21 protein-coding genes are annotated in these 26148 nt (G+C 59.4%); 6 read left to right on the top strand and 15 right to left on the bottom strand.

The window, feature by feature from the left end; all coding sequences use genetic code 11:
* Window positions 1–28: 28 nt before the first annotated feature.
* A complete protein-coding gene (locus tag PLH32_05575) occupies window positions 29–1330 on the bottom strand; it encodes a cytochrome c (GenBank protein HQJ64066.1) in 1302 nt (433 codons plus the stop codon).
* An 87-nt stretch (window positions 1331–1417) separates the two neighbouring features.
* A complete protein-coding gene (locus PLH32_05570; GenBank protein ID HQJ64065.1) occupies window positions 1418–2827 on the bottom strand; it encodes a c-type cytochrome in 1410 nt (469 codons plus the stop codon).
* Window positions 2828–3068: 241 nt separating this feature from the next.
* Here PLH32_05570 and PLH32_05565 point away from each other — a divergent pair, with 241 nt between their 5' ends.
* Window positions 3069–4001 (top strand): prenyltransferase, encoded by a 933-nt coding sequence (locus tag PLH32_05565; protein ID HQJ64064.1) that lies wholly within the window; start codon window positions 3069–3071, stop codon window positions 3999–4001.
* A 24-nt stretch (window positions 4002–4025) separates the two neighbouring features.
* Window positions 4026–5030, top strand: a complete 1005-nt coding sequence (locus tag PLH32_05560; protein HQJ64063.1) for a tocopherol cyclase family protein — start codon at window positions 4026–4028, stop codon at window positions 5028–5030.
* Window positions 5031–5112: 82 nt separating this feature from the next.
* On the opposite strand, the gene PLH32_05555 is transcribed toward PLH32_05560, so the two are convergent.
* Window positions 5113–7413: a GH92 family glycosyl hydrolase gene (locus PLH32_05555; protein ID HQJ64062.1), complete on the bottom strand. Its 2301-nt coding sequence runs from the start codon at window positions 7411–7413 to the stop codon at window positions 5113–5115.
* Between the two features lie 249 nt (window positions 7414–7662).
* On the opposite strand from PLH32_05555, the gene PLH32_05550 reads away from it, so the two are divergent.
* Genes PLH32_05550 through cydB form a run of 3 tightly spaced genes read left to right on the top strand, consistent with a single transcriptional unit; the run spans window position 7663 to window position 11135 of the window.
* Entirely contained in the window at window positions 7663–8730 is a 1068-nt protein-coding gene (locus PLH32_05550) for a glycoside hydrolase family 5 protein (GenBank protein ID HQJ64061.1), read from the top strand.
* A 33-nt stretch (window positions 8731–8763) separates the two neighbouring features.
* Window positions 8764–10110: a cytochrome ubiquinol oxidase subunit I gene (locus PLH32_05545; GenBank protein ID HQJ64060.1), complete on the top strand. Its 1347-nt coding sequence runs from the start codon at window positions 8764–8766 to the stop codon at window positions 10108–10110.
* Complete coding sequence (cydB, locus tag PLH32_05540) at window positions 10107–11135, top strand: cytochrome d ubiquinol oxidase subunit II (protein HQJ64059.1); 1029 nt, start codon at window positions 10107–10109, stop codon at window positions 11133–11135. The genes PLH32_05545 and cydB overlap by 4 nt, the downstream gene beginning before the upstream one ends.
* A 292-nt stretch (window positions 11136–11427) precedes the next feature.
* Here the strand turns inward: cydB and PLH32_05535 are convergent, their stop codons facing one another.
* The 10 genes from PLH32_05535 to PLH32_05490 all read right to left on the bottom strand — a co-directional run bounded on the left by PLH32_05535 (window position 11428) and on the right by PLH32_05490 (window position 23133).
* Window positions 11428–11922 carry a ferritin-like domain-containing protein gene (locus PLH32_05535; GenBank protein HQJ64058.1) on the bottom strand — a complete coding sequence of 165 codons (495 nt, stop codon included), beginning with the start codon at window positions 11920–11922 and terminating at the stop codon, window positions 11428–11430.
* Window positions 11923–11981: 59 nt separating this feature from the next.
* Window positions 11982–14630 (bottom strand): c-type cytochrome, encoded by a 2649-nt coding sequence (locus PLH32_05530; protein ID HQJ64057.1) that lies wholly within the window; start codon window positions 14628–14630, stop codon window positions 11982–11984.
* Window positions 14627–15688, bottom strand: coding sequence for a hypothetical protein (locus PLH32_05525; GenBank protein HQJ64056.1), 1062 nt, complete (start codon window positions 15686–15688; stop codon window positions 14627–14629). Before PLH32_05525 ends, PLH32_05530 begins: the two co-directional genes overlap by 4 nt.
* A 697-nt stretch (window positions 15689–16385) precedes the next feature.
* Window positions 16386–17336 (bottom strand): hypothetical protein, encoded by a 951-nt coding sequence (locus PLH32_05520; protein ID HQJ64055.1) that lies wholly within the window; start codon window positions 17334–17336, stop codon window positions 16386–16388.
* A complete protein-coding gene (locus tag PLH32_05515; protein ID HQJ64054.1) occupies window positions 17333–17725 on the bottom strand; it encodes a sulfite exporter TauE/SafE family protein in 393 nt (130 codons plus the stop codon). Before PLH32_05515 ends, PLH32_05520 begins: the two co-directional genes overlap by 4 nt.
* A gap of 11 nt (window positions 17726–17736) precedes the next feature.
* Window positions 17737–19353, bottom strand: coding sequence for a SpoIID/LytB domain-containing protein (locus PLH32_05510; GenBank protein HQJ64053.1), 1617 nt, complete (start codon window positions 19351–19353; stop codon window positions 17737–17739).
* Between the two features lie 10 nt (window positions 19354–19363).
* Complete coding sequence (era, locus tag PLH32_05505) at window positions 19364–20293, bottom strand: GTPase Era (GenBank protein ID HQJ64052.1); 930 nt, start codon at window positions 20291–20293, stop codon at window positions 19364–19366.
* Window positions 20290–20742: a hypothetical protein gene (locus tag PLH32_05500; GenBank protein ID HQJ64051.1), complete on the bottom strand. Its 453-nt coding sequence runs from the start codon at window positions 20740–20742 to the stop codon at window positions 20290–20292. The genes era and PLH32_05500 overlap by 4 nt, the downstream gene beginning before the upstream one ends.
* A 49-nt stretch (window positions 20743–20791) precedes the next feature.
* Window positions 20792–22222 carry a proline--tRNA ligase gene (gene proS / locus PLH32_05495; protein HQJ64050.1) on the bottom strand — a complete coding sequence of 477 codons (1431 nt, stop codon included), beginning with the start codon at window positions 22220–22222 and terminating at the stop codon, window positions 20792–20794.
* Window positions 22223–22245: 23 nt separating this feature from the next.
* A complete protein-coding gene (locus tag PLH32_05490; protein ID HQJ64049.1) occupies window positions 22246–23133 on the bottom strand; it encodes a hypothetical protein in 888 nt (295 codons plus the stop codon).
* A 188-nt stretch (window positions 23134–23321) separates the two neighbouring features.
* Between PLH32_05490 and PLH32_05485 the strand changes: the two genes are divergently transcribed.
* Window positions 23322–24950 (top strand): sodium:solute symporter, encoded by a 1629-nt coding sequence (locus PLH32_05485; protein HQJ64048.1) that lies wholly within the window; start codon window positions 23322–23324, stop codon window positions 24948–24950.
* 251 nt (window positions 24951–25201) lie between these two features.
* Here the strand turns inward: PLH32_05485 and PLH32_05480 are convergent, their stop codons facing one another.
* On the bottom strand, window positions 25202–25690 hold the full coding sequence (locus PLH32_05480) for a PTS sugar transporter subunit IIB (GenBank protein ID HQJ64047.1): 489 nt from the start codon (window positions 25688–25690) through the stop codon (window positions 25202–25204).
* 53 nt (window positions 25691–25743) lie between these two features.
* Window positions 25744–26145: a hypothetical protein gene (locus tag PLH32_05475; GenBank protein HQJ64046.1), complete on the bottom strand. Its 402-nt coding sequence runs from the start codon at window positions 26143–26145 to the stop codon at window positions 25744–25746.
* Window positions 26146–26148 lie beyond the last annotated feature (3 nt).

The following is a 26148-nucleotide window of genomic DNA, read 5'->3' as shown; positions in this document are numbered from 1 at the left end:
TCCAGGGAGAATTATTTCACTGCGTCATTCATTGACCCCGGAGGATATATTCTGCGATGTCGTGGAGCAGCTGGTCCGGCAGATGCTTGAAGGAGGGCATCGGCGCTCCGCCGCGCTTGACACCCGGAGCCTTGGCCCAGGCGATCAGTGCATCGGGTTTGCCGGCGTAAAGGGTGCGCACCTCGGTGAGGGGTGGTCCGACGATGGTCGTGGTCGCCCCATGGCAGGCGGCACAGCTGGTCTTGAAACCCTTCTCCCCCTCGGAGGCATAGACGACCTTGGTTAATCCCATACGCGCCCGGGAGGCGGCGGCGCGCGAATCCCACATCATCGTCTCGGTCTTGGCCAGCATCGCTTGATGGTATGGCGCGACGGCGCGCTCGCGGTAAAAATGGCGGCCGTAGGCCATAAAGAGGGCTGTGACCGTCAGCAGGGCGAGAAGGGCCAAGTAGCTGCCGCGCAACACCTCATGCGGCCGATCCACCTCCCGCCACAGCAGCCAGGCGAGGAACATGGCAACCGCTGCGCCGGTGAGAAAGAGCAGCCAAACGGTCAGGGAGTGGCCCTGCACCGGCAGGGAGAGCAGCAAAGCTGGTCCGGCGAGGAATTGCAGCAGGGTGATCAGGAAAGCGATCTGGAAAAAGAGCGTGATGACCTCGCCGCGGGTAAACCCGGGCAATCGTTCCATCGCGAAACCAGAACGGCCGAACCAGCCCGCTGCGAACAGGCTCGAAATGGCCAGGGTGGCGAGGATGAAGTGGAGATAGCGCAGCAGGGCGCTCGGGAGCAGCAACGCCGAGAGGAAACCGGCCACGCGCGGCCACCAGCCGGGCAGGATCATCAGATTGATGTTGGTGATGAAGACCAGGGCGATGCTGAAAAAAAGCACCATCGCCGCCGCGCCGACGGTCAAATGAAGGGCCCGATGGCGTTCGCCCCAGCGCTCCCAGGTGTATTTATGCAGGTAGGTGAGGAGAAAGGCAGCCGTGGCCATCAGGATGATCATGATCCAAGCGAAGCCTATCAAGGCCGTCGAGGAGTAAAAAAAAAGGGTATAGGCCACATTGATGGCCAGCAGGGGCGCCACGCCGAGGACCACGGCGAGACTTTTGTTCACCGTGACCGTGGAAGCGATTTCATAAGCGAGTCGGTCGTATTTTTTTCGCCAGAGTCCGGCGAACTCGAAAAGCACCGCCAGAGTCTGGCCGCCGAGCATGAAATTGACAAAGAGGATATGAACCAGAAAGAGCAGTACCAGCAGGTGCTTGACCAGCCCCGCAGGCAGGGGTAACTGCAAGGGAATGTCATGAGGCACAGTCAGAGGATTCATGGATAGGTCCTGATTCAAAAGTGAGCTTCTTGCGCACAGATCGAGAGGTGCGGACGCCGTGGCAACGCACTGCGCTGTTCCGCGCTGCTATTTCAACACCGGCGCATTGGGCAGCAAGGCGGTCTGCCCCCCCTCTGCGCGGAGGGCAAGATGCTGATTGGCGGTCAGCCAGGCACTCAAGGCCTTGAGCTCCGCATCATTTCCCGGAAACGGCGGCATGAAAATGCGCACATTATGCATCGTGCTGATATAGGCGGCGAGTTGATCCTCCTGCCATTTGTTGGCGGGAAAAAGCTTTTGAAACCGGGTGCGGACGCTGTTGACCCCGCTCAGGGTGTGGCAGCGGCTGCAGGAGACCATAAAGACCTCTCCCCCCGCTTCCAGTTTGTTCTCCTCGGTCACCTGATGATGGCGCACCCAGGTAGCCCGGGAAAGCACGCCCTCCTCCTTGTAGAGCGGGTAATCCTGGGCGCGTAGGCCGCTGGCATAGAGATAGCCCTGGATGATCCAGGGCTTGCGTACAAACTCGCGCAGCCGTTCGAAGGTGCCGAGCAGCGTGGCGACTGCAATGAAGGGGATGACCAGGGCGGCGGCCGGCAGCTTTTTCGGTTTCAGGGCGCCCCAGAGGGCGGCCAGGGGGACGATCGCGGCCATGCCGAAGAGAAACCAGAGGATGGTCTGGTACCATCGGGTAAAATCCTGCGTCGCCAGCGCGACGGGGGCGTTGGCCTGCATGTAGACCGGGATGCGGTGCCAGTAAAAAAACGCCCCGGCGATGGCGACCGGCAGCCAGCCCAACACCCAGAGGCTGATCGGGCGCACTGCGCGCCCGCGCACCTCCGCGGTGCGCTTGGTGAAAAAGGGGATGAGAAAGAGAAAAAAGAGTCCTGCGCCCAGAAAGGCCACGGAAGTCCTGAAGATGAGCTGCGGCAGATAAAGGGGATTGAAAAAGGCAATGAAGAGGCTCGATTCGGGCACCCATTCATGGCTGTAGGGCATCCACCGGCCGGTGTTCATCATGAATCCAAGGATGCCGGTGATGATCGCCATGGTCAGCCAGGAGAAAAGGCTCAGGCACAAGCCGGTCCAGAGATGCAGCCGCTTCCTCGCTCTGTTCCAGGGCTTCCAGGTGAGGAAATAGACCATGATGAAGACCACTTCGAGGAAAAAGACCACCCATTCACTGAACCAGGCCCAGAAGAAAACGCGGATCAGGCTGCCGATGGCATCCGGGTTGACCAGCGAGGTGGTAAACCAGATGCCGACGCCGGTCATCGCACCAAGCGAGGTGGTGATGACAAAAAAGACAAAGGTGATCTTGTAGGCAAGCCGGTCCAGGTCCGCCCATTTTTTGCGGTAGGCGATCCACTCCAGCAGCGTCGCCATCGGGATGGCCCCCACCGCCATGGGATGGTTGATGATGACATGGACGATGGCGGTGATGGCAATGAGCATGCGGTCGCCGATGAAATCGAGATGGAAAATGGGAAAATCCATAGCGCACGTCTCCGTGGGAGGTACGGAAGCCTGTTTTCAATCCCTAAAGTATAGGGAAAAAGAGGATATCAGGCAAGAACTTATCGTCTGGATCGAAAAAATTAAGCGGAATTCGGCTCCCCAAATGCGCCCTGCCAGGATCCGGAGCTTCAGGCGAGGAAATAAATTCACTCGGTTCAGGAATGCAGTTTAGCGAACCGCTGTTAAGAAGAGAGCAGCCAACCAGACAGGAGTACACACCATGGTAGCGACAAGGCCCGGTCTTTTCGCCCTGATGCGGGCGCCTTTTTTCTCCTCGATTCTCGCTCCCCTCTGCGCCGGCACCCTGCTGGCGGTCATCGCCTCCGGCCATTTTTCTCCGGCCGGTTTCGCCGTCGTGCTGGTGATGGGTGTCGCGCTGCATGCGGCCACCAATGTCTATAATGACATCTTCGATACCCTGCAAGGGACCGACCGTATCAACCTGCACCGCAACGAGTTCAGCGGCGGCAGTGGTTTTCTGCTTGAGCACCCCGATCTGCTCCCCGGGATGTACCGTGTCGCCCGGTTCGCTTTGATTGTCGCTGGGGCCGCGGTTCTGCTCCTCCTCTTTCTTACCCGCAAAAACCTTTGGCCCTGGCTCGCAGGCCTCTATCTGCTCTCGGCCTTTTTCAGCAAGTATTACACAGCCGCCCCGGTCAAACTGGCCTACCGCGGCTTTGGCGAAGTGGCCGTCTGGTTCGCCTTCGGGCCCATGGCCATCCTGGTTGCCGCCATAAGCCAAAATATCCTCTTCCACCCGTACCTCCTCACCGCCATGCCGGTCACCGGACTCAGTACGGCCTCGATTCTCTGGATGGGGCAGCTTATCGATCTTCAGGCCGACTATAGCTCCGGCAAGCACGGCCTGGTTGCGCGCCTGGGCAGCCGGCGCGGACGGTGGGGATTACTGCTGATTCATCTCCTCCTCATCGTCAACCTGCTCATCCTGGCGATGGCCGTCCTGCCGCACGGCTGGCCTTTGCTCGCAGCCCTGTTGCCTTACGCCCTTCTGCCGCGCACCTGGCAGCAGGTTGCGCGCTACCACGACCAGCCGGAGGAACTCAAGACCGCGGCGTGCTGGAATGTGCAAATCCATTTGGGCATGTCCGCCTTGCTGGTTCTCGGCTTGTTGGCAGTCCTGATCCTGCAATGAGCTTTCACCCTGTGGAGAGTTCTGGTGATTGCCATACGCTCACTCCTCCATCTGGAGGGTTATCACGGTGAAAAAAAGAAAGCGCCATTTTTCGAGGGCTGGTATTACAAATGCGTCGACGGGGCTGGGGAGAACCGCTTGGCGCTGATCCCCGGCATTGCGCGTCATCGGGAGCCGGAGCAAGATCACGCCTTCCTTCAGATCCTCGATGGCAGCAGCGGCCGCAGCTTTTATCATCGGGTGCCGGCAGAGCAGTTCCACGCCGATCCCCGAGGCCTCGAGCAGCACGTCGGTGCCTGCTGTTTCAGCCAAAACGGGCTGGCACTCGACATCGAAGCCGAAGGCTGGCAGCTCAAGGGGGAGATTACTTTCGGCCCCCTCAGCCCCTGGCCGGTCACCCTGCGTTCCCCTGGCGCCATGGGCTGGTATGCATGGGTGCCCTTCATGGAATGCTATCACGGGGTGGTCAGCTTTTCCCACGAACTCAAGGGCACCGTGCTCTTTAACGGCCGCGGGATCGACTTTGCCGGTGGCCGCGGCTATATCGAGAAGGATTGGGGCCGCTCCTTTCCGCATGCGTATATCTGGCTGCAGAGCAACCATTTCCCGGCGGCGGAAACGAGCTTCATGGCTTCGGTCGCCATCATCCCCTGGCTGCGCAGCGCGTTCCCCGGTTTTATCATCGGGCTGCACCACCGCCACCACCTCTACCGTTTCGCCACCTACACCGGCGCCCAGGTCGAAGCCCTCGAGATCGGCGACGCGGAGATCCTTCTACAGGTGCGCGACCGCCACCACCGCCTCCATATCCGCGCCGAGCGCGCTAGAGCCGGTCTGCTGCATGCCCCCACACCGCAGGGCATGAAGGGCCGCATTGCCGAAACCCTGGGCGGCACCCTCTCGCTGCGGCTCGACCGGCTGGAATCGCGGGAGAGGATCATGGAGCAGACCGGCCTCCACGCCGGTATCGAAGCTGCCGGCGATCTGCCCGCCCTGCTCGCGCTCCTCCGGCGCGGACTCAAGGGGTGAGCCCACGCTGATCCGGCCGGAGGATCTGACAGGAGAATCCGGCGGAACAAACCACCCGCGACCAACCTGTGATCGACTCGCTTCAAGGATATTTCACTTCGTTCGAGAAGGAGTAGGGATAATCCGCGGGATCCGTTCCCCGCCTGGTATTGGGCTGGGAACTCATGGTGAATTTGAGCCGTCCTCCCCGCATCACATCCTGGTGCATGATATAGTTTTTCGTGCAGGCTTTGCCATCCAGCCACGCCCCGGTGATATAGACCGTTTCAGGGCTGTTTTTCGCGCTGTCGACAGTAAAGCGTGCTCCGTCCTCCAAATGCAGAACCATCCGGCTGAAAAGAGGTGATCCCAGGGCATACTGCCCAGTCGCCGGACAGACCGGATAAAACCCCAGGGCAGAGAAAACATACCAGGCGGAGGTCTGGCCATTGTCCTCGTCACCGCAAAGGCCGTCTGGATCGGGCGTATAGAGAAGATCCATCACCTCGCGCACCCGTCTCTGGGTTTTCCAGGGTTCACCGGCCCAATCATACAAATAGAGGGCATGCTGGATAGGCTGATTGCCATGGGCGTACTGCCCCATGCCGGCGATTGCCATCTCCGTGATCTCATGAATCTGGTATCCATAATAGGAAAAATCAAAGGTTGGCGGGGCTGTAAAGACGGAATCCAGCCGGGCGGTAAAGGGGGCTTTTCCTCCCATCAAATCGATCAATCCCTGGGGGTCATGAAAGACCGACCAGGTATAGTGCCAGGCACAGCCCTCGGTGAAGGCATCGCCCCATTTGTCGGGGCGGAACGGGATCTGAAAGCGGCCGTCGCGATTGCGGCCCCGCATGAAGCCGGTGGAGGGATCAAAGACGTTGCGGTAGTTGAGCGCGCGCCGGGAAAAGCGGGCGATCTCCTCCGCCGGCCGGGAAAGCGCCTGGGCGAGCCGCTGAATGGCGAAATCATCATAACTGTATTCTAGGGTCCGGGCGACATTTTCGTTCACACCGGCATCATAGGGAATATAGCCCAGGGTATTATAAAAGTCCACGCCGAAGCGGCCCACCGATCGCAGCGGCCCCTCCTGCTCTGAATTCTTAAGGAGGGCTTCATAAAGGGTCTGGATATCATAGCCGCGGATCCCCTTGAGCCAGGCTTCGGCGATGATGGAGGCGGAGTTGGAGCCGATCATGCAGTCCCGGTGACCCGGGCTGGCCCATTCCGGCAGCCAGCCGCTCTCCCGATAGGTATGGACCAGCCCCTCCATGAATTGACGGACCAGGGTGGGATGCAGGATGGTCATCAGGGGGAAGGCCGCCCGGAAGGTATCCCAGAAGCCATTATCCGTGAAGAGATAGCCCGGCCGCACCTGGCCGTTAAAGGGGCTGTAATGGACGACCTGGCCTGTGCGATCGAATTCAAAGAATTTCCGCGGGAAGAGCATGGTGCGATAGAGGGCGGTGTAGAAGGTGCGCAGTTGGGCCGGGGTGCCACCCGAAACCTCGATCCTCCCCAATCCTTCGTTCCAGACCGATTTGGCCTTGCGCAGCGTTTGATCGAACGAGTCCCCGCCCACTTCGCGGGCGAGGGTGAGCTCAGCCTGCTCGATGCTGATGAAAGAAGAGGCCACCCGGAGGTGGAGCGCTCCGCCGGCCTGGAGGTTGAACTGAACCGCCGCGCCGACATGCCCGCCTTGCCGCTCCGCGCGGCCGGGAAACAGCTGATCGCCCTCCCAGGTGGCAAAGGATGCAATCTCCGCATCCAGGTGGATGACAAAGTAATTATGGAAATTTTCTGGCACCCCGCCGTGGTTGTTGCGGCAGAAACCGAGGATCTTTTTCTCTTCGGGAAGGACTTTGATCCAGGATCCCCCATCAAAAGCATCGATCACCAAGCGAGCGCTATCCGTCGCCGGATAGGTAATCCGGAACTGCGCGCAGCGTTCGGTCGGGGTGATCTCCGTCCAGACATCATAGTCGCCGAGGTAGACGCGGTAATAATAGGGCCTGGCGGTTTCGCGCTTGTGGCTGAACCATGAGGCCCGCTCGATCTCCCCCACCCTGAGCCGTCCGGTCTCTGGCAGGATGGCGAACGCCCCATAATCGTTGATCCAGGGTGAAGGCTGATGAGTTTGTTTGAATCCGGTGATCTTGCGGGCGCTATAGGTATACTGCCATCCGTCACCCATGCGGCCGGTTTGCGGCGTCCAGAAATTCATCCCCCAGGGTAAAGCGATGGCGGGATAGGTGTTGCCATTAGATAGTCCGACATCCGAATCGGTGCCGACGAGAGGATTGACCCAGTCCGCATAATCCGGCGCCGGGGCGCTCCCTCTCCCTGCTGCCGTCCCCAGCAGGCCCGGCAGCAGGGCCAATGAAAACAGTAAATTTCGCATACTCAATTTCCTCTTGCGGTTGAACTGCACGGCTTGTCCGTCCGCTTTAAAGTGATGGATATTCTGGACAAAATCAACAGAAATAATCCGCCAATCCAGTCGATCCCGCGCCTGTTGGTTTCCGGCTCCCGCCGGGAGGCAGGTTAGGCCGGTAAAACACTGCGGATGCGAGATTCCCGTTGCCTTTTTCCCGGGGAATGCCTAATTTGGCAGGTTATCGTGAGCCATTTACGTTGCAAGGAACCTGCCATGCCACATTGCCACCCCCGGACCATCGTCTTTCTGCCCCTTCTCTTCACGGCCCTACTGGCCGGTAACGGCTGCGAAAAGCAGAGCACCGCGCCTAAAAAGATCACGCCCAAATACCCGCCGATCACCGCGCCGCTGGATCCTTTCGCTGTCAACCAGCGCCTCGCCAAATCGGTCAATTTCGGCAATGCGCTCGAGGCCCCCAAAGAGGGCGAATGGGGCATCACCCTGGAAACGCGCTATTTCCAGCTCCTCGATGAGGCCGGTTTCACCGGCATTCGTCTCCCCATCCGCTGGTCAACCCATGCCCAGAGCGCCAACCCCTACACCATCTCCTCCGACTTTTTCGACCGCATCGACTGGGCAGTCGCGCAAGCCCTCGACCGCGGCATGGCCATCGTCATCAACATGCACCATTATGAGGAAATTTTTGCCGATCCCCCCAGCCACAAGGAGCGCTTTCTGGCGATGTGGCGGCAGATCGCCGAGCATTACAAGGCGTATCCAGCCGACCTGCTCTTTGAGCCCCTCAACGAGCCCAACACCAATCTGACCTCTCCCCTCTGGAATCAGTATCTGGCCGAAGTGATCGCCGTCATTCGCGAGTCCAATCCCTACCGCACCCTGGTGATTGGGCCGGTGGACTGGAACAGTTACGCCTCGCTCAATAAACTGGTGCTGCCGCCGGGCGAAAACAATCTCATCATCACCTTTCATTACTACAATCCCTTTCACTTCACCCACCAGGGGGCGGGCTGGGTTGCTGGCTCCGACGCCTGGCTCGGCACGACTTGGGGGTCCGCCGCCGATCTGGCGGCCCTGCAAAACGAACTGGAGGTGGCGCGCAATTGGGCGCGGACCAACAACCGGCCGCTCTTCATGGGTGAGTTCGGCGCCTTCAACAAAGCGGATATGAACAGCCGCAAGTTATGGACCGAAGCGGTGGCGCGGCAGGCGGAGAACCGCGCCATGAGCTGGGGCTACTGGGAGTTCGGTTCGGGTTTCGCCGTCTATAATCTCAATAAAAACGAATGGTATCTGCCTCTGCTCAGGGCCCTCATTCCGTGAGCGGAGCGGCTAATCCTACCTGGGAGCGCTCCTATGGATGTCTTCCTGCTTTCGCGACTGCAATTCGCCTTCACGATCGCCTTTCACTACATCTTTCCGCCGCTGAGCATCGGCCTTGGCGTGCTCCTGGTCATCATGGAAGCATGCTATCTCAAAACGCGGGATCCGCTCTATCTGGAGATGACCAAATTCTGGTCGCGCCTCTTCGGGCTCATCTTCGCCCTGGGGGTCGCCTCCGGCATCGTCATGGAGTTCCAGTTCGGCACCAACTGGTCGGTCTACTCCCGCTACGTCGGCGACGTTTTCGGCAGCGCCCTGGCCGCGGAGGGGATCTTCGCCTTCTTCCTCGAATCGGGCTTTCTGGCCATCCTTCTCTTCGGCTGGAACCGGGTCAAACCCGTGACTCATTTTATCGCCACCTGCATGGTGGCACTCGGGGCCCACTTCAGCGCGGTCTGGATCATCGTCGCCAACTCCTGGCAGCAGACACCCGCAGGGCACCACATTGTGGGCTTTGGCGATAGCGTGCGCGCCGAGATCGTCGATTTCTGGCAGGTGGTCTTCAACCCCTCCTCCCTGCACCGCCTCAGCCATACAGTGGCCGGCGCATGGCAGGCCGGAGCCTTTCTCGTCCTCAGCGTTGCCGCCTTTTACCTGCTGCGCAAGAAGCACCTCGAATTCAGCAAGGCCTCCTTCCGGATCGCATTGCCCGTGGCGGTGATCGCCTCTCTGCTGCAGCTGCTGACCGGCCACGCCAGCGCCAGCGGCGTTGCCCAAAACCAGCCGGCCAAACTGGCCGCCTTCGAGGGGCATTACCCCGCCAGCGCCCCGGCCGACATGTTTTTATTCGGCTGGGTCAACGAGAAACAGGAGCGGGTGCAGCTCGGATTCAGGATCCCCGGAATGCTGAGCTGGATGGTCCACGGCGACCGCAAGGCCCCGGTAACCGGACTGCAGGCCTTTCCGCCGGATGCGCGGCCGCCTGTCAATCTGGTCTTCCAGACCTACCATCTCATGGTCCTCCTCGGCATGGGATTGATCGGCCTGGCTCTGCTCGCGCTGCTGCTGCAACTACGCAACCGGCTCTTTGTGCAGCGCTGGCTGCTCTGGATCTTCGTCTTTGCCGTGCTCGGGCCGCAGGCCGCCAACCAGCTCGGCTGGGCTTCCGCCGAGGTCGGCCGTCAGCCCTGGATCGTGCAGAATCTGCTCCGAACTCGCGACGCCTTCTCGCCCAATGTCTCGGGAGGCGAACTCCTCTTTTCTCTGGTGATGTTTTTCATCATTTACGCGCTGCTTCTGGCCCTTTTTATCTATCTGCTCAACGACAAGATCCAGCATGGCCCGGACGACAGCACCAGCCTGGAGGGACACCGCGCATGAACCTGGCCTTTGATCTCAATACCATCTGGTTTTTTCTGGTGGGGGTCCTTTTCGCCGGCTATGCCCTACTCGACGGCTTTGACCTCGGCGTCGGCGCCCTTCACCTCTTCACCCGCGGCGATGAGAACCGCCGTATTCTGCTCAACGCCATTGCCCCGATCTGGGACGGCAACGAAGTCTGGCTGGTCACCGGCGGCGGCGCCCTCTTCGCCGCCTTCCCCGAGGTCTATGCGACGGCCTTCTCCGGTTTTTACATCGCCTTCATGCTCCTACTCTTCGGACTGATCTTCAGGGCGGTGGCCATTGAGTTCCGCAGCAAACAGCCGATGGCCTGGTGGCGGCGCTTTTGGGACGTGAGCTTCAGTCTCAGCAGCATTCTCTCGAGCCTGCTCATCGGCGTGGCCCTCGGCAACATGGCCTGGGGTGTGCCCCTCGACGCCCAGGGCAATTTCAACGGCTCCTTCTGGAGCCTGATCCATCCCTATAGCCTGCTGGTCGGCCTCTGCACGGTCGCCCTCTTCGCCATGCACGGATCGATCTATCTCGTGATGAAGACCGAGGGGACGCTACAGCAGCAGATCCGCGAATGGACCCGTTCGACCATCATCTCCTTCATCCTTTTTTACATCACCGTCACCATGTTCACCCTGCTCTATGTACCACACATGACCGATACCATCCGCGCCAATCCCTGGCTCTTCATGGTGGCCCTGGCCAATATGCTGGCCATAGCCAACATCCCGCGCGAGATTTTTCACGGCCGCGAGATGCGCGCTTTTCTTTCGAGCTGCGCGGCGGTGATCGCCTTGCTCCTACTCTTCGGCATCGGAACCTATCCGAATCTGATCTATTCCAATCCCCTTCCGGCCCATAGCCTGACCATCTACAACGCCGCCTCGTCGCACAAGACCCTGCAGATCATGCTGATCATCGCCCTCTGCGGCGTGCCGATGGTGCTCGCCTATACCGGCAGCATCTACTGGATCTTCCGCGGCAAGGTCAAGCTCGATTCGCACAGCTATTAAGGGGCCAGGCTGTTAAAGACAGCAAAAGGCGGTACGGCCTCGAGATCGGAGACGCCGGTGTGAAAAAATAGGCCGTTTGTGTTGGTATGTCTACCAGCATAAACGGCCTTGTTTTTCGAAGGAAACCATGCAAAACACGCTGTTCGTCATCCTCAGCGGGCTCCGGGCTGACGGCAGCAGGCATAACATAGCCGAGTGCCTGCAGAACGGCAAGTGGGTGCCCTGCTATACGATCGGCTATATCGAATCGCCGGAGAGCCGGATCCTTTTCAAATCGGCGGGCTGCTCCCGCCTATCGCTTCAGCATAAAATCCAGGTCTTCCTGCAGCGCCTGGAGATCCTCCTCATGCGTCACCTCATCCTGCAGGATCTGAATGGCCATGTTATAGGTGACCGGATCCTTCATCCCAACCTCCTGAATGAGGGCGTTATAGACCGAAATGGCGCATTGTTCGCCGTGGATGTTCTGTTCTAGGATTCTGCGTACGAAAGGATCCGATGGTTCATCGTAGCCGCAATTGCTCATCTCGAACCATTTTTTCGGTGTCGTCAACGGTGTCCCGCCGAGCTGGATGATGCGGAGTGAAACCATGTCGGCATGCCGCAGTTCATCGGCGGCATGCTGCATCAACTCGGCGATAACCGCATCTTTCATCGGGCCGGTGATGATCTTGGCTCCCAGCCAGTACTGATAATAGGCCAGCCATTCATCGGCAAAGGCCTTGTTGAGCAGTTCGATGACATGACTGACATCCATGCCGACGATTTCGCGTCCTTTAGTTCCCATATGTGCTCCTTTCCTGTTTTACACCTCCATCAAGGAGGCTTTATTATGTGCGCCTGCTGTTAAAAATCGAAGGGATTACGCGCCATACCGAGCATGTTTTCATGATGGATCGGATCGGTCATGGCCTTTTTATGGCAAACCGCGCAATTCTTGTTCGCGCCGATGGCATACGAGAGGCCCATATATTGCCGCGGTTGGATGTTGTCCCGATAGAGCGTGAAGGGATTATCCGCCGGGTAGAGGGCATGGGTGGCGCTGTGGCAAGCTTCGCAGCGGAGGCCGGCGTTGTCGGTGCGGACGCGGTAGAGCGCACTGAAACCTGGTGTCCACTGGTTGAAGCTGGCGAGATCTTGCGGCGGCTGAAAGCCGCTGTGGCAGTTTAGGCAGTCGGGTTCCTGCAGCCAAGGGGTTCTGGGATGGACTTCGGCTGGACCCGCTACCCGGTCTGATTTGAGGTTCCGGATGAGCTGTGCGGCCGGAGCCTTGGCCTCTTCACCGCGCAGCAGGCCCATGGCGTGCTCCTCGAGGGTGCCATGACACTCGGCGCAGGTGACGCCCAGTTCCTTGTGGAAGTCGCGGGCGCAGCGGGTGGCGCCGTCGGGTTTGGCCGGATGACAGGAAGCACAGGCGGCGGCTCCCTCGAGATGGACATAGTTGGCGTGCCAGCCATGCATGGCGGCTGAAAAATTGAGGCTGCGGCCGTCGCCCTTGGCGCCCACGGCCGGATCGGCGTGGCAGCTCTGGCACAGCGCCGGACGCCCCGCCCGGGCTTCCGCCAGCAGGGTCGTACCGCTGTCGCGATCGTGCGCGGTAAGGATGTTGATGGCGGTTTCATCGCTGACCCCTGCGACGCCTCTCTTCCAGCCGCCGCCGTGGCAGGAGCGGCAGCCCATTTCCGAGGAGACCGGCGCCACCACCCGGGTGCTGGCGATCAGCTTGCCGCTGCCGGCCTCCTGAGCCTCCACTGTAAAAGTCGGAAAAGGCGCAAAGTTTCCCTTTACATCATAGGGTGCAACCGGAAGCATCTCGGCGACAAAGCTGGAGAAATCGGGCTTCCAATCCATGGTGCCAATGAGCCCCTTTCCGCCGAGGCCGATGTTATGCTCGAGCTCGGTCGTGAAAGTGAAGCGGGCATAGTCCCAGAAGGGAATCTGCGCCGCCGGATCCTCATGACCCTTCTCCACCTGATAGTGCAGGGTCACGCCTTCGCGGACCAGAATCGGGGGATCGCCGCGGCGGATGAGCTGGGCATGCAGGGTGTTGGCCGGCGGCAGCACCACAAACCAGGCATCGCAGTCGGTCATGCAGTGCATGCCGAGGTCATTCCAGGCCAGCAGCACATACTCGGCCTTACGGCTGTCGAAGGGGGGAATTGTCTCTTGGGCCTTCACTGTCGGCGGGTGCGATTCCGCCGCCTCAGCGGGCTTTTTCTGCAAGCCCTGGATGATATAGAGCGCCAGCGCCTCCCGCTCGGCCGGGGTTCCTGCCACCGGCGGCATGTAGGATTTCACTTTACCCTGGCCGTGCAGGGAGGCGCGTATCCCATCCAGCGGGAAGGTTGCCGTACGCGTGAGGATATCATTACGCACGCCGCCTACCGTGTGGCAGGGCAGGCACTGAATCTCGAAAAGGGTCTTGCCTGCCTCGAGTTGGTTGTCGGCGGTCACTTCGTGAACCGTGCTCCATTTGGCGTGCGCCAGCACGCCCTCGTCATTCAGGCGGTTGAGATCCGCCCCAAGGATCGAGGTGCTGTACATATAATCATAGATAATATAGGGTTTGCGGGCGATCTCGCGGAGATACTCAAAGCCGCCGTAGACCCCGAGGCCGAGGAGGACAAGCAGGACCGAGAAGATCCGCTGCAGGCCACGCGGCGCTCTGAACAGGAAAAAGAAGGCCAGAAGGAGAATCGCCGCAGCCGCCGCCAAGCCGATGGTGATGAACGGCGTGCTTTGAGGATTGAGGCTGAAGGCGGTCAGACGGACCGCGGCGGGCAGGCGGTGATAGTACCACCATCCGGTCACGGCCATGAAGGGCAGGGCCGTGAGAATCCAGCGGCTGCACGTGCGCAGGATCTCATTTCGCGAGTAGCCGCCGGGAATGCGCACGGCGCCGAAAATCCCGAAGAGCCCGGCGATCATCACCGCAATCCCGGTGCGGAACAAGGTTGCAGGTAAAAATGTGGGATTGAGAAATCCATTCAAAAACCGTCCGGTCTGCAACCATTCGCCCGGGGTGAGCATGAACGTCAGGATACCGTTGATGACCACCAGACTCAGCCAGGCGAAGAGGGCATAGAGAAAGGCGACGACCAGGCGGGGCTTTTTCTCGAGCTTGCTGAATTGGTAGTGGTAGACCAGCAGCGCCGTGATCTCGCCGACGAAAAAGACCCACTCGATCGCCCAACCAAAGACGAAGGTATGGATCAGGCTGGAGGTGGCTGCGGGATGGACCAGGGCGATGATAAACCAGATGCCCACGCCGGTGATGCCGCCGAAGACCATCGTCAGCAGCAGGAAAAACCAGGTATACTTGCGCACGAAGACGTGGATCTCGGGATTGTTTTCGCGGAATCCTTTCCAGTCCATCAGCCAGATGAACAGCCCGCCGCCGACGGCTAGATGTGAGATGTAGGCGTGCAGTACAGCGATCAGCGCGATCAACGAACTGCCGCCGAACCACGTCAGCTCCCAGATGGGGTAATTCATAAGCCCTCCCTCCTTTCACCGGCGGCCATGGCAACGCGCACCATATACCAGACCGCCCCCAGGCCGGCGAACAAGATGAGGACAAACAGGATCATCACATCATACTGCGGTTTGAGCGGTAGATCCGAGACCCTGAAAAAACGGCCGATGTAGAGGTCGCGCACGGCCATCCGGTTAAGGACCATGACCAGGGTCAGGGCGATCAGATGAGCAAAGGCAGGCCAGAATTTGCCCTTAAATGCGAGCACCAGCGCTCCGATCGCCAGGATGATCCCCAACCCCAGCAGGATTGTATAGAGCAGATGCCCCCCCATAAAAGCGCGCATGATCTCCCGCGGCAAGGTGACAAGAAACCACAGGCCGACAGCCACCTGGAGTGTGGTGGCGATGGCAAAGAGCCGCAACCCTTTGCGGACCTCCTCCGCAGCGCCCGGCACGCCCTTCTTCAGACGGATCTGCCAGACCAGGCCGGTAAAGAGGCCGGCGACCGCCACCGATGCGACGACGAAGTGGAGATAGCGCGGCCAAAGACTCGCATCGCTCCAGTTGAGGAGGGTTCCGCCGCGTTGAGTGAAATATCCGGACCACTTTTCCGGCTGCAGCATCAAGGTCATGTTGTTGGTATAGATGAAAACGATATAGAGGAAGATCAGGGCCGCAAGGCCAATCGACACCCTCCCCAGCCAGCGTACCGGGGTATGGGCATGGAGGTAGGTACCATAATAGGCAATGATGAGCAGCGGGATAATCAGGATCCACCAGAGCGCCATGAGAATCGAGCTGGTGTAAATCAGATGACCATAAAGGACCTGAAGAAAAAGCAGCGGCGCGATGCCCAGGGTGACACCCAAAGCGAGCGCTGAGGGGATCTTTTTCAGGATCGCCTCTGCAACGCTGTTTTCCTTCGGCCCTTTGCTGAGAAGCGCCAGGAGTGAACCTCCCAGAACGACATTGATGCAAAGGATATGGAGCATAAAAAGCAGGACCCCGAGAATTTCGAATACCGGCCAGGGTGCCGGGATCGGCTCAGGCGAGGGGACGAGGGGTATGGCATTCATACAGGAACCTCCGCCGCGGCAAAATGAGAAAGCACAGGATAGGTATGGGAGAAAATCAATCGCCTCCGGAAGAGATCGATGAACTGATACTTATTGTAAGGATTGAAACTGAATTTTTCAACCAATATTTCGATTGTCCTCCTAACCTAAGGCGCCAAAGTCACTGGCTGTCTCGCTGTTTATACTCTCACGCTGCGAGAAATCCCACAATCCGGTTCAGAGCGAGGCGCCGACGAAGACTGAAGTTCAGGATGGCGCCCAGTCTCGGAAAAAGTCCCGCCCGATCGTAATACCACCATGGATGTTTTCGCGATGGATGGCCAAAACCTTCTCGCTGTCGATCCCGAAAACCGGACAGGTCATCCTGTCGTGAATCTCTCAGATGGCTGCCAGATCGAATAGGCTGTCTCATCAACCGTTACTGGGGCATATATTTATGGCGCATGGGGCGGACTGTTGACAACATCGGTGGTTGCCGGTCCCCCTGATGTAGAAGGGTATATAACTGTCGCTGGCGACCCGTTGCGTAATTCGAAAATCGGGCCCTTGTCCCTTGCAGTGTCAACGATCCATCACGCAACCGGGGTTTATGATCCCTGGCATAATGTATTCGGAAACTGGCCGGCTGCAGCGCCGATGAAAACAGTGACCTTTCCGTACTGAAGGATGTGATGAGGGCGGGCATTCTTTCTCCCGCTCAACCTGAAGACGTCACTGCCCCTTGGCCATTAACACCGCAAGCCATCGCCTGCAATAAGGTAGGCGTGACGTCGGTGAGGGTGTGCAGCTGCGCAGCGATCTCCTCGCGGCCGCAGCCGAAAAGCAGGGTCATGGCAGGATTGCGGGTATGTCCCTTGACCGAGAGGTCTTCGATGTTGCCGTGATCGCTGGTGACCAGAACCAGGGTATTGGCCCGATCGACGGTCTCGAGCAAGCTGGCGAGAAAATCCTCGAGGCGGAGCAATATCGGCAGGGCGCGGCCGAAATCGCGGCTATGGCCGGCGACATCCGTCTGAAAGTATTCAAAGAGGCTAAAGTCGTAGAGCCGGCTGGCGCGTCCGATGACCGCCCCCGCCTCCCGCGGCGACAGGAGCGGAACGTCGAAGCCATGATCGCGCAGCGAGGCCCCGGTGATGTCCTGATAGACGGAGCGGCCGGCGCGGAGATCATCGAGGTCGAAGAAACGCAGGCCGGCATAGAGATTGCTGACCGAGGTGACGGAGAGATGCGAGATAATCGCGAAGGGATCAAGATCGAAAAAGGGCGGACGGAAGGTGTTAAGAAAAGCGGCGCGGTAGCCCAAATCGGTGCAGCGTTTGAGGATATTGTGCCCGGCGATGACCTCGCGCAGCGCCTTGTTGGGGAAGGCATTGAGATGGCGCCCGAGGAGCTGCGCGCTATTGACGCCGGTCAGCAGCGCCGTCTGTCCGGTGGCGCTCTGCGGCAGCCCTTCGACGCCGAGCGTGGCATCGAGGCCCAGGGCCACCCCATCGGGCTCGACCCGGTTCGGGAAGAGAGCCGCGCAGCACTGGTGGAGTAGCCGTAGGCCCGGCCGGCAACAGGGATTGGTATCGGGATCATGCGGTCCGATCCCGAGGCCGTCAACAAAAACCAGAAGGATATGCTGCAACGCCGCAATCCGCTTCATTTATGCATCTTGGCCCAGGAATCAAGAGCTATAAAGATCCCCATGCCAATCATCACCACGCCGAAGGCCAGCCGCAAATACATCTGGTTGAGTTTGCTGGCGATGTGGGCGGCCGCCCAGGCCGCAATGAAGAGACAGAGGGCGATGATGATCGCGGCCTTGATGTTGACCTGGCCATTCTGGTAATAGACCATGACCGCAGCCAGGCCGACCGGCGGCAGAAGGATCATCAGGCTGGTGCCGGTCGCCATCTGCTGGGTGAATCCGGCGAAATAGACCAGCGCCGGGACGATGATGATGCCGCCGCCAATCCCGAAAAAACCCGAAAGCGTGCCGGCACAGAGACCGAGGATGATGTAAAGCCAGATGGAAGGTTCATGCACGGTCATGGGATTTTTCCTCAATAGAGCTGCTTGATCTGGGTGCCGGGGTAGTACCAGGCCAGAATTTCACTGACGGTCTCGCCTTTCTGGGCGCGGACTCCGGCGCCGAGTTGACATAAACCGACACCGTGGCCCCAGCCGGCGCCCCGGAAAACAAAGGTTTCGGCCAGACCATTCTTCACGCCCTCCTTTTCAATGGTGAAACAGGAGGAATAGAGCGTCGATTTGGAGAGCGCCCGGCGGATATTCAATTCCTTCCGCACCTGAACGCTCTCCTCGGTGCCGACGCAATTGATGCTCACCAAACGGCCCGAGACGCCGCGATGCAAGGGCACGATGTCCACCAGTTGCCCGATGGAAGTGCCGGCATACTCGGCGATCGATTTTTCCAGTTCGACGCGCGGGATACGCTCCACCCAGCGGAAGTATTTCTCCGCGTATTTGCCGAAATCGGGGTGGCCGGCAGCCTCGAGATTGCAGCAGACATCGGGTCTCGAGCGGACCCAGATCCGGGCATTCTCTTCCTTGCTCAGATCGAACTGACCGATAGGGGTGCGGGTGTCGAGCAGACCCTTGAGGTAAGGTTCGCCGCCGCCGTCCCAAACCTCAGCGGCATTGGCGGTATGTCCGCCGCACATGGCCGAGTAACTCGCGGAGCAGAGTTCGTCATGCCAGGTCAGCACCAAACCCTTGGTCCCGGAGACCGCCTTATCGACGGCCTCGCTGTTACGGGCAATCCCGACGTAAGCCTGGCAATGAACATCGTCGCAGACATCGAATTCGGCACCGCGATGCACACGCCCGAAACTGTTGAGGAACATCGTGCGTGAGATGATCGCCTGGGCCTTGAGGGCTTCATCCGGAAAGGTGTTGGCCATTTCACCGGCCACCACGCCGCGTAAATACAATTCGAGGGGGACGACGTTGATCGCCGTCAGTTTGCCCTTGGCGCTGATACGCAGCTCCATCTCACCGCCGTAGGTGCGGGCCTCGTTGCGCGCCCAGTGATACCCGCTGCCCACCTCGACATCGCGCAAAATGACGTTGGCACCGGTGATGCGCAGGGCCTGGGTGATGATAGTGGTGCGACTGGAGGGGGACTGCAGGGCGATCTTGCCCATGACCACATCGTCCAGGCTTCGCACCACCCGGCCGCCGGCCAGCGAGTTGCTGGATCTGAGATAGGTTTCGGCCTCCTCGGCGCTGGCAAAATTACGATCGAGCAAAACCCGATGATAGGTGCGGTCAATCAGCATCTTGTCGCCCGCTTGAAGCTGCTCCCCCTGATTCTTGAGGACGACCGCCATGCCCCTGCTGCGATACTGCCGCGCCCGCTCATCGGCGCGCGTTGCTTCGAGGGATTCATATAGCTGGATCTGATACTGCAGGGCGTTGGGGATCAGCGAGTGAATCGTCGCTTTCCACAGGCCCTTCTCCAAAGCCCGAAAATTTTCCTTCTCCTCATAACTGAGGACGGTGAACTCATTTTGCGGCTCGAAATAGATCGCATCCTGATCTTCCACGATGCCGACGCGGATGATTGGATCGCCGACAACGGGGACGTAGCGCATCCGCGCACAGCCGGCGGCCAGCAACAGCAATCCTGCGAGAATGAATCTATTAGTCCGTTTCATACTCTGCCCTCTACCCCTGATAGCCAAATTCCCTGAGAAACGTATCCTTCGTGCGCCACTTGTCCCGCACGGTCACCCAAAGCTCGAGAAAAACAGGGCGTTCCAGAAAGGCCTCGATCTCGAGCCGCGACTCCTCACCCAGCTTGCGTAGCATCGCCCCGCCCTTGCCAATGATGATCCCCTTTTGCGTCTGCCGCTCCACCACAATCCGCGCCTTGATCACGTCCTTGCGGCCCGGCCGCCCCTCTTTGAACTCATCAATGATCACCGCGGTCGAGTACGGGATCTCTTCGCCGTAATGGGCAAAAATCTTCTCGCGGATGATCTCGCTGACGAAGAAACGCTCCGGATGCTCGGTCAAGGTCTCTCGGTCATAAAAGGGCGCTCCGGCCGGCAGGAGTCCGACCAGGGTCTCCAGCAGGACCTCACAGTTTTCACCACTGCGCGCCGAGAAGGGGATGATGGCGGCAAAACGATGGTGGCCATTCCATGCGTCGAGAAAAGGCAGCAAGGTGGTCTTCTCCACCAGATCGATCTTGTTGATCCCGAGCAGTAAGGATTTGCCGAGCGCGGCAAGGTCGGCCAGGATCTCGAGGTCGCGCGGCTCCGGCTTGCCCGCAGCGGTTACCATGAAGAGCACCAGATCGGCGTCGGCCGCCGCCCGGTGCGTCGTCTCCATCATCACCTCCTGAAGCCGGTAGCTGGGGGTGATCAGGCCCGGGGTGTCGAGAAAGACAATCTGATAGGCTTCTGCGGTGAGAATGCCCATGATGCGGTGCCGGGTCGTCTGCGGCTTTGGGGTCGTGATCGACAGCTTGAACTGCATCAGCCGGTTGATCAGGGTCGACTTGCCGACGTTGGGCTGCCCGGCGATAGCAACGTAGCCGGAGCGGAAGGGGCCCGCGCCCCCCTTTTCTTCCTGCTGTGGAGTCTGGCTCACAGGTAGGAGTCGAGGCTGTGGGATTCGTAGAGCCGCTTCACCAGCTCATCACTGCTGACCAGCTTGAGGTTATGGAACTGGCAGCCGTTGCGCAGACACCCTTCAACGATGCCGCCCTTGGGCAGCTGCATGGCGAACATGGGCGCTGAACAAACCGAACAGTGCTGATCGGCATCCTGCAGGGTCACCTTGCAGGTTGGGCAGAGAAACTCGACCAATGCGCCCTCAGGCACATTGATTTGCGAAATGTTTTTGAAGCTGCCGTAAATCGGATCAAGATGGATTTGACCGATCTCGTCATTGTATTTGGCCAGGACTGTTACAGAAGCATAGCCATTGATGAGATGGTTTTCATCCATGAGACTATGGCCGTTGGGACAGCTGGCGTTCTGGATGCGCAGCACCTTGCTGGGCACTTCCAGTTCGACGATATCCTTGTTCTTGGACATGCATCCTCCGCACCATAAAATTCCGGGCCGCGAACCAGCAGCCCGGGGATTAATAGGATTTGGCCACCAGAACGCGCTGGTGGGAGGGTTTGCCGCACACGATACAGGCGCCCTCTTCCTTTTTCTCATTCAAGGGCACAAGACGGATGGTCGCCTTGTGCTCTTCCTGGAATTTTTCCTCGCACGCCGGAGAACCGCACCAATGAACCCAGAAAAAACCGCCCGGCTTTTCGATCTGGTCAGCGAGATCGGCATAGGCATCGACAGTGAAGGTATTGGCATCGCGGAAGACCCTGGCGCGCTCGAAGAGGTTCTTCTGAATCTCCTCCAGCAAGTTCTGGAGACGGGGGAGCAGATTCTCCTGCGGCACGGTGATCTTGACGCCGGTGTCACGGCGGACCAGGACGACCTGGTGAGCGGCGAGATCCTTCGGCCCCATCTCGATCCGGACCGGCACCCCCTTTTTCTCCCACTCGTTGAACTTGTAACCGGGACGGTACTGGTCGCGATCGTCAATCCTGAACGAAATCGACTCCTCCCAACCGGCCGTCAGCTCGCGCGCCCGGGCTGTCATCTTCTCCCGCTCCGCATCCTCTTTCCAAATCGGTACGAGGACCGCCTTGACCGGCGCCAGCCGCGGCGGCAGGACCAGGCCGTTGTCATCGCTGTGGGTCATGATCAACCCCCCGATCAGCCGCGTCGAAACGCCCCAACTGCTCGCATATACATACTCGAGCCGCCCCTGCTCGCTCTGGAAGGTGACATCAAAAGCCCTGGCAAAATTCTGGCCGAGATTATGCGAGGTTCCCGCCTGCAGGGCCTTGCGGTCCTGCATCATCGCCTCGATGCAGTAGGTTCGCACCGCGCCGGCAAAGCGTTGGGCATCGGTCTTGAGGCCATAGAAAACCGGCGTCGCCATGTACTCTTCGGCGAAGCGGCGGTAAATATCGAGGATCTTGAGGGTCTCCGCTTCAGCCTCCTCGGCCGTGGCGTGGGCGGTGTGCCCCTCCTGCCAGAGAAATTCGGTCGTGCGCAGAAAGAGGCGGGTGCGCATTTCCCAGCGCACAACGTTGGCCCACTGGTTGATCAGGATGGGCAGGTCGCGATAACTCTGGATCCAGTTCTTGTAGGTCGACCAGATAATGGTCTCCGAGGTGGGGCGGACCACCAGCGGCTCCTCAAGCCGTTTGCCGCCGCCATGGGTGACCACTGCGCATTCTGGAGCGAAGCCTTCGACGTGCTCGGCCTCTTTCTTGAGAAAGCTCTCCGGGATAAAGAGGGGGAAATAGGCGTTGACATGCCCGCTGGCCTTGAACATCTTGTCCAGTTGGGACTGGATCATCTCCCAGATGGCATAGCCGGTGGGTTTAATGACCATGCAGCCTTTGACTGCGGCATGTTCGGCGAGTTCGGCTGCCGCCACAACATCCAGATACCATTGTGAATAATCAGCTTCGCGTGTGGTGATTCCTTTGGCCATAAGCTCCTGCCTGATGGATTCTGTTAACGACGGGATTCGGACTGGGCCGGACAGCCTATGCTCCCGGTGTTGAGTTGCTCTGCGGCCTGATAATAACAGGATGACTCGCCCTCTAAACCTTCAAGGCAGATCAGTTCGCGGCGGCGGCGCTCCGGCCGGCTGCGGCGGTCAAGGACGTCGATGAGTGCACCCTGGCGGCAATGAAGGCAGCGCTCCGGCTGGCCTTGCAGTGGCCGGGCGCTCTGCCGGGCGATCAGTGCCTGACTGCTGCGCCAGGTTGCTGCGCCCGAACGCTCGGTGGGTTCGATGGCGTGCAAGCGCGGGAAAAGCAGCCGACCCTGGTCCAGAGTGAAGGTGCCGCGTCCATCCAGGAGATCGCCGGGGGCCAGAAGGAAGCGTTCCTGCTGCTGCGGCGTGATGATCGCGTATAAATAATCATCGAAGGCCTCGCTGCCGATGAATCCCGCACGAGCGATGAGGAGAAAGCCGTCGAGCCGCAAGCGGGCGCCGTGGGCATCGAGCTCTTTCCGAAACCGCGGCTTGAGCGCATCGATGCGGAAGGTCACATCCTTCTCCCGTCCCTGATTCTCATCAACCCATTCATCGAAAGCCTCCCGCTCCTGCTGGAAGCGGGCGAACTCGGCGGGGGTCAGAAGCAGGCGCGGCTGGTAATGGACCTTTTCGTCGCGGTACTGCGCACAGCCGGGGCAAAGGCGCCCCATCCGGTTGAAACCACGGCTGCAGCGTTTGCCCTTGTTGAGCAGGGCACAGGACCACCTGAATTCAAGGCAGCCTTGGGGATAGCACTTTTTGGCCACCAGCACATGCCAGGCAGAGACGCGGTTGGCGAAGGCAGCATGCCGGGCGTAATGGCAGGCGAAGAGGTCATTCCGCTTGTAGGGATTATTCATGCCCTGAGCTCATAACTCCTTTAAATAATTTAAAATATAATTATGTCACCGCTGATAAGCAAGTAAATTCTTGTCAACTTCAGGGCGTCTGCTTCGGGCTGCCGGCCCGCCGGCCGCAGCAGTTTGTCCTTGAAAATCGCCCGTTTTTTCGTAAATTAGAACCTAAACTCCCGAAAGGAAGCGGACCCATGAACTTTGCGCCCCTCGATCTCGCCATCGTCTTTATGTATCTGGCCGGCGTCACGTTGCTCGGAGCCTGGCTCGGCAAGAAACAAACCAGTACTGCGGACTATTTCCTCGGCGGCCGCGATCTCCCCTGGCCGGCGGTCTGCCTCTCTGTCGTCGCCACCGAGACCAGCACCCTCACCTTCATCAGCATCCCCGGCCTCGCTTATCTCACCAATCTCAATTTTCTCCAGCTCGCCACAGGCTATCTGATCGGCCGTATCGTCATCGCCCTGGTCCTGCTGCCACGTTACTATCGCGGCGAGATGCAGACCGCTTATCATCTGCTCGGCAACCGCTTTGGTCCACGCATGCGCAGCTTTTCATCGATCGTCTTTCAGCTCACGCGGCTGCTGGCGGATGGAGTCCGGCTCTTTGCGACGGCCATCCCGCTGCACATCATCACCGGCTGGAACTACAGCACCAGCATCATCGTCATCGCTCTGGTCACCATCCTCTATACCTTTATCGGCGGCATCCGCGCCGTCGTCTGGCTGGACGTGCTGCAGTGGAGCGTCTACATCACCGGTGCGGTGTTGGCCCTGGCGCTGATTCTCGGGCGGCTGCCGCAGGGCTGGGACAGTGTCGTCGCCGCCGCTGCGCCCGGTCACAAGCTGGCCATTCTCGAAGTGGGTCTGGATCGCTCCCTCAAGGAATTCTTCACCATCAACTATACTCTGCTATCCGGCCTGCTCGGTGGGGCGTTCTTATCGATGGCTTCGCACGGCACCGATCAATTGATCGTCCAGCGGCTGCTGACCTGCCGCGACCTCCGCTCAAGCCAGAAAGCGCTCATCGGCTCCGGGGTAGTCGTTCTCATCCAGTTTGCCCTCTTTCTCACTCTAGGACTGGCCCTCTATGCCTACTACCAGGGCGCCGCGATGCGCTCTGATGAGGTGCTGCCGCGGTTCATCGTCGAGGGGCTGCCGCACGGCCTCTCTGGTATCATCATTGCCGGGATCTTTGCAGCGGCGATGGGCAACCTCAGCGGATCTCTTAATTCACTCGCCTCCTCCAGTATGCTCGATCTTTACAAACCGCTGCGCGGCAAAAAGGAGGACAACCCTGGGCGCGAACTGTATATCTCCCGTTCCTTCACCGTCCTCTGGGGTGCCGTATTCATCCTCAGCGCCACATTTTTTACGGACACCAAGAATCCCGTGGTCGAACTCGGCCTCGCCATCGCCTCGTTCACCTACGGCGGGTTGCTGGGCACCTTTTTCCTGGGTATCACCAACCAGCGGGCACAAGAGGATGAAGGACTTTTAGCGATGTGGAGCGCCATATTTTTCATGGTCTGGATTATCGGGCAGAAAGGGGCAGGGATATGGATACCGGCCCTGCTCGCTTTGGCTGCGGGGATCTGGCTTCTGGTCCGGCTGCGCAGCTGGAGCGGCCGGATCTTTGTGGTCCTCTGGAGTGCAGCGATGCTCCTGCTGATCACGCAGATCGCATCACCGCATATCGCCTGGCCCTGGTATGTGCTGATCGGCTGCAGTGTGGGGTATGCAAACGGTTCGATCCTGAGTCTGGTGCACCGGGAAGCAGGTGATCGTGGGGCAGGCAGCGCGAGCCGATCGCGCAGGCGTTGAGGGCCGGTCCTGAACCGGGCAGAGCCCTTATAAAAAAAAGCCGCTGTTGTCTGACAAACAGCGACTTTCCCCTCATGGGCTGAAAGTCTCCCTCGGCAAAAATAGAGAGGCAATAACCGCGCCAGAAATGGCCTATCGTAATAATATATTGTTAAATCAAATTTTATATCATTTTCGCCAAAGCTGGAAATCGGGATTATGTGTTATTTTTGCAACACCGGACCCGGCGATTGTGTACATTTTGCACAATCCTAGAGCGGCTCAAAGCGCAGCGCATGGGCGATATCGATGGGCGATCGGGTCGGGACGTCCCGGCCTTCGAGCTTGATGCCGCGTTCATAGAGCGTCCGGAAATGGCTGATATCCTCCTCATCGACGAAAATAAAGGGCGCGATCTGGTTCTTGCCCGCGCGAAAATGCATGCCGCCGACGTTGACCTCGGTGATGGGCACGCCGGCATCCACCAGTTGCACCAGCATCTTGGGGGAGTCGACCAGCAAGAGCACCCGCTCTTTCTCCAGGAGGCCGCTGCCGAGCTCTGCAACCGTCTCCTGCAGCGTCAGCACCGAGGCGGCGATATCGTTGGTCACCGCGGACATGTAGATCGTCTTTTGCCAGTCTGAAGTCGCCACTTCGTCACTGCACAGCATGATCCGCTGCGGATCAAGTACATGCCGCCACCCCACCACCACCTGTCCATGAATCAACCGGTCATCTATTCGCACTTGCACCAAAGGCATATCAATCTTTCTCCCTTACATCCGGTCGCTCGTTAAATCGGGGTTGCGTTCTCTCAACAGCCTTTTCCGGGAACGGGCCGGCAGATTCCGCGCTGGCCGTCTTGCTCCACCTCCTCGGCCAGGGCATCGAGGGAAAGATCCTGCCGTTTGGTGATGAACGAGAGCACCATCGGGAGATTCACCCCCGAAACGATCCTCACGTTGGACCGGCCGCTGCCCGTACCTACGGCCACATTCCAGCAGCTGCCACCCCGCAGGCTGGCCATGATGATTACACCGTCCTGCTTCTCATCCGGTCCGCTCACCATAGCCTCCAGCCGCGATGCAATCTCGGTGATCGACATATCGGTGACCGAAAGGGCATGCAGTCCCTCATCCAGGCCCATGATGCCCCGTACCGCCTCGATCAGGGCCTCGCCGATGGGACCGTGGGTCAGCAGAATGGCGTGTTTCATCGC

It is taken from the genome of bacterium (assembly GCA_035419245.1).
Taxonomy (GTDB): Bacteria; Zhuqueibacterota; Zhuqueibacteria; order Residuimicrobiales; family Residuimicrobiaceae; genus JAKPUX01.
The sequence above is the reverse complement of the archived record's forward strand: the minus strand, read 5'-3'. Positions and strand labels throughout refer to the sequence as shown.

Bases quoted from the DNA above. Each gene is read 5' to 3' on its own strand.
- PLH32_05485 (HQJ64048.1), top strand. From the start codon at position 23,322: ATGAACTTTGCGCCCCTCGATCTCGCCATCGTCTTTATGTATCTGGCC.
- PLH32_05565 (HQJ64064.1), top strand. From the start codon at position 3,069: ATGGTAGCGACAAGGCCCGGTCTTTTCGCCCTGATGCGGGCGCCTTTT.
- cydB (HQJ64059.1), top strand. From the start codon at position 10,107: ATGAACCTGGCCTTTGATCTCAATACCATCTGGTTTTTTCTGGTGGGG.
- PLH32_05490 (HQJ64049.1), bottom strand. From the start codon at position 23,133: ATGAATAATCCCTACAAGCGGAATGACCTCTTCGCCTGCCATTACGCC.
- PLH32_05480 (HQJ64047.1), bottom strand. From the start codon at position 25,690: ATGCCTTTGGTGCAAGTGCGAATAGATGACCGGTTGATTCATGGACAG.
- PLH32_05515 (HQJ64054.1), bottom strand. From the start codon at position 17,725: ATGACCGTGCATGAACCTTCCATCTGGCTTTACATCATCCTCGGTCTC.
- PLH32_05535 (HQJ64058.1), bottom strand. From the start codon at position 11,922: ATGGGAACTAAAGGACGCGAAATCGTCGGCATGGATGTCAGTCATGTC.
- PLH32_05520 (HQJ64055.1), bottom strand. From the start codon at position 17,336: ATGAAGCGGATTGCGGCGTTGCAGCATATCCTTCTGGTTTTTGTTGAC.
- PLH32_05530 (HQJ64057.1), bottom strand. From the start codon at position 14,630: ATGAATTACCCCATCTGGGAGCTGACGTGGTTCGGCGGCAGTTCGTTG.
- PLH32_05550 (HQJ64061.1), top strand. From the start codon at position 7,663: ATGCCACATTGCCACCCCCGGACCATCGTCTTTCTGCCCCTTCTCTTC.
- PLH32_05525 (HQJ64056.1), bottom strand. From the start codon at position 15,688: ATGAATGCCATACCCCTCGTCCCCTCGCCTGAGCCGATCCCGGCACCC.
- proS (HQJ64050.1), bottom strand. From the start codon at position 22,222: ATGGCCAAAGGAATCACCACACGCGAAGCTGATTATTCACAATGGTAT.
- PLH32_05500 (HQJ64051.1), bottom strand. From the start codon at position 20,742: ATGTCCAAGAACAAGGATATCGTCGAACTGGAAGTGCCCAGCAAGGTG.
- PLH32_05510 (HQJ64053.1), bottom strand. From the start codon at position 19,353: ATGAAACGGACTAATAGATTCATTCTCGCAGGATTGCTGTTGCTGGCC.
- PLH32_05555 (HQJ64062.1), bottom strand. From the start codon at position 7,413: ATGCGAAATTTACTGTTTTCATTGGCCCTGCTGCCGGGCCTGCTGGGG.
- PLH32_05545 (HQJ64060.1), top strand. From the start codon at position 8,764: ATGGATGTCTTCCTGCTTTCGCGACTGCAATTCGCCTTCACGATCGCC.
- PLH32_05575 (HQJ64066.1), bottom strand. From the start codon at position 1,330: ATGAATCCTCTGACTGTGCCTCATGACATTCCCTTGCAGTTACCCCTG.
- PLH32_05570 (HQJ64065.1), bottom strand. From the start codon at position 2,827: ATGGATTTTCCCATTTTCCATCTCGATTTCATCGGCGACCGCATGCTC.
- PLH32_05475 (HQJ64046.1), bottom strand. From the start codon at position 26,145: ATGAAACACGCCATTCTGCTGACCCACGGTCCCATCGGCGAGGCCCTG.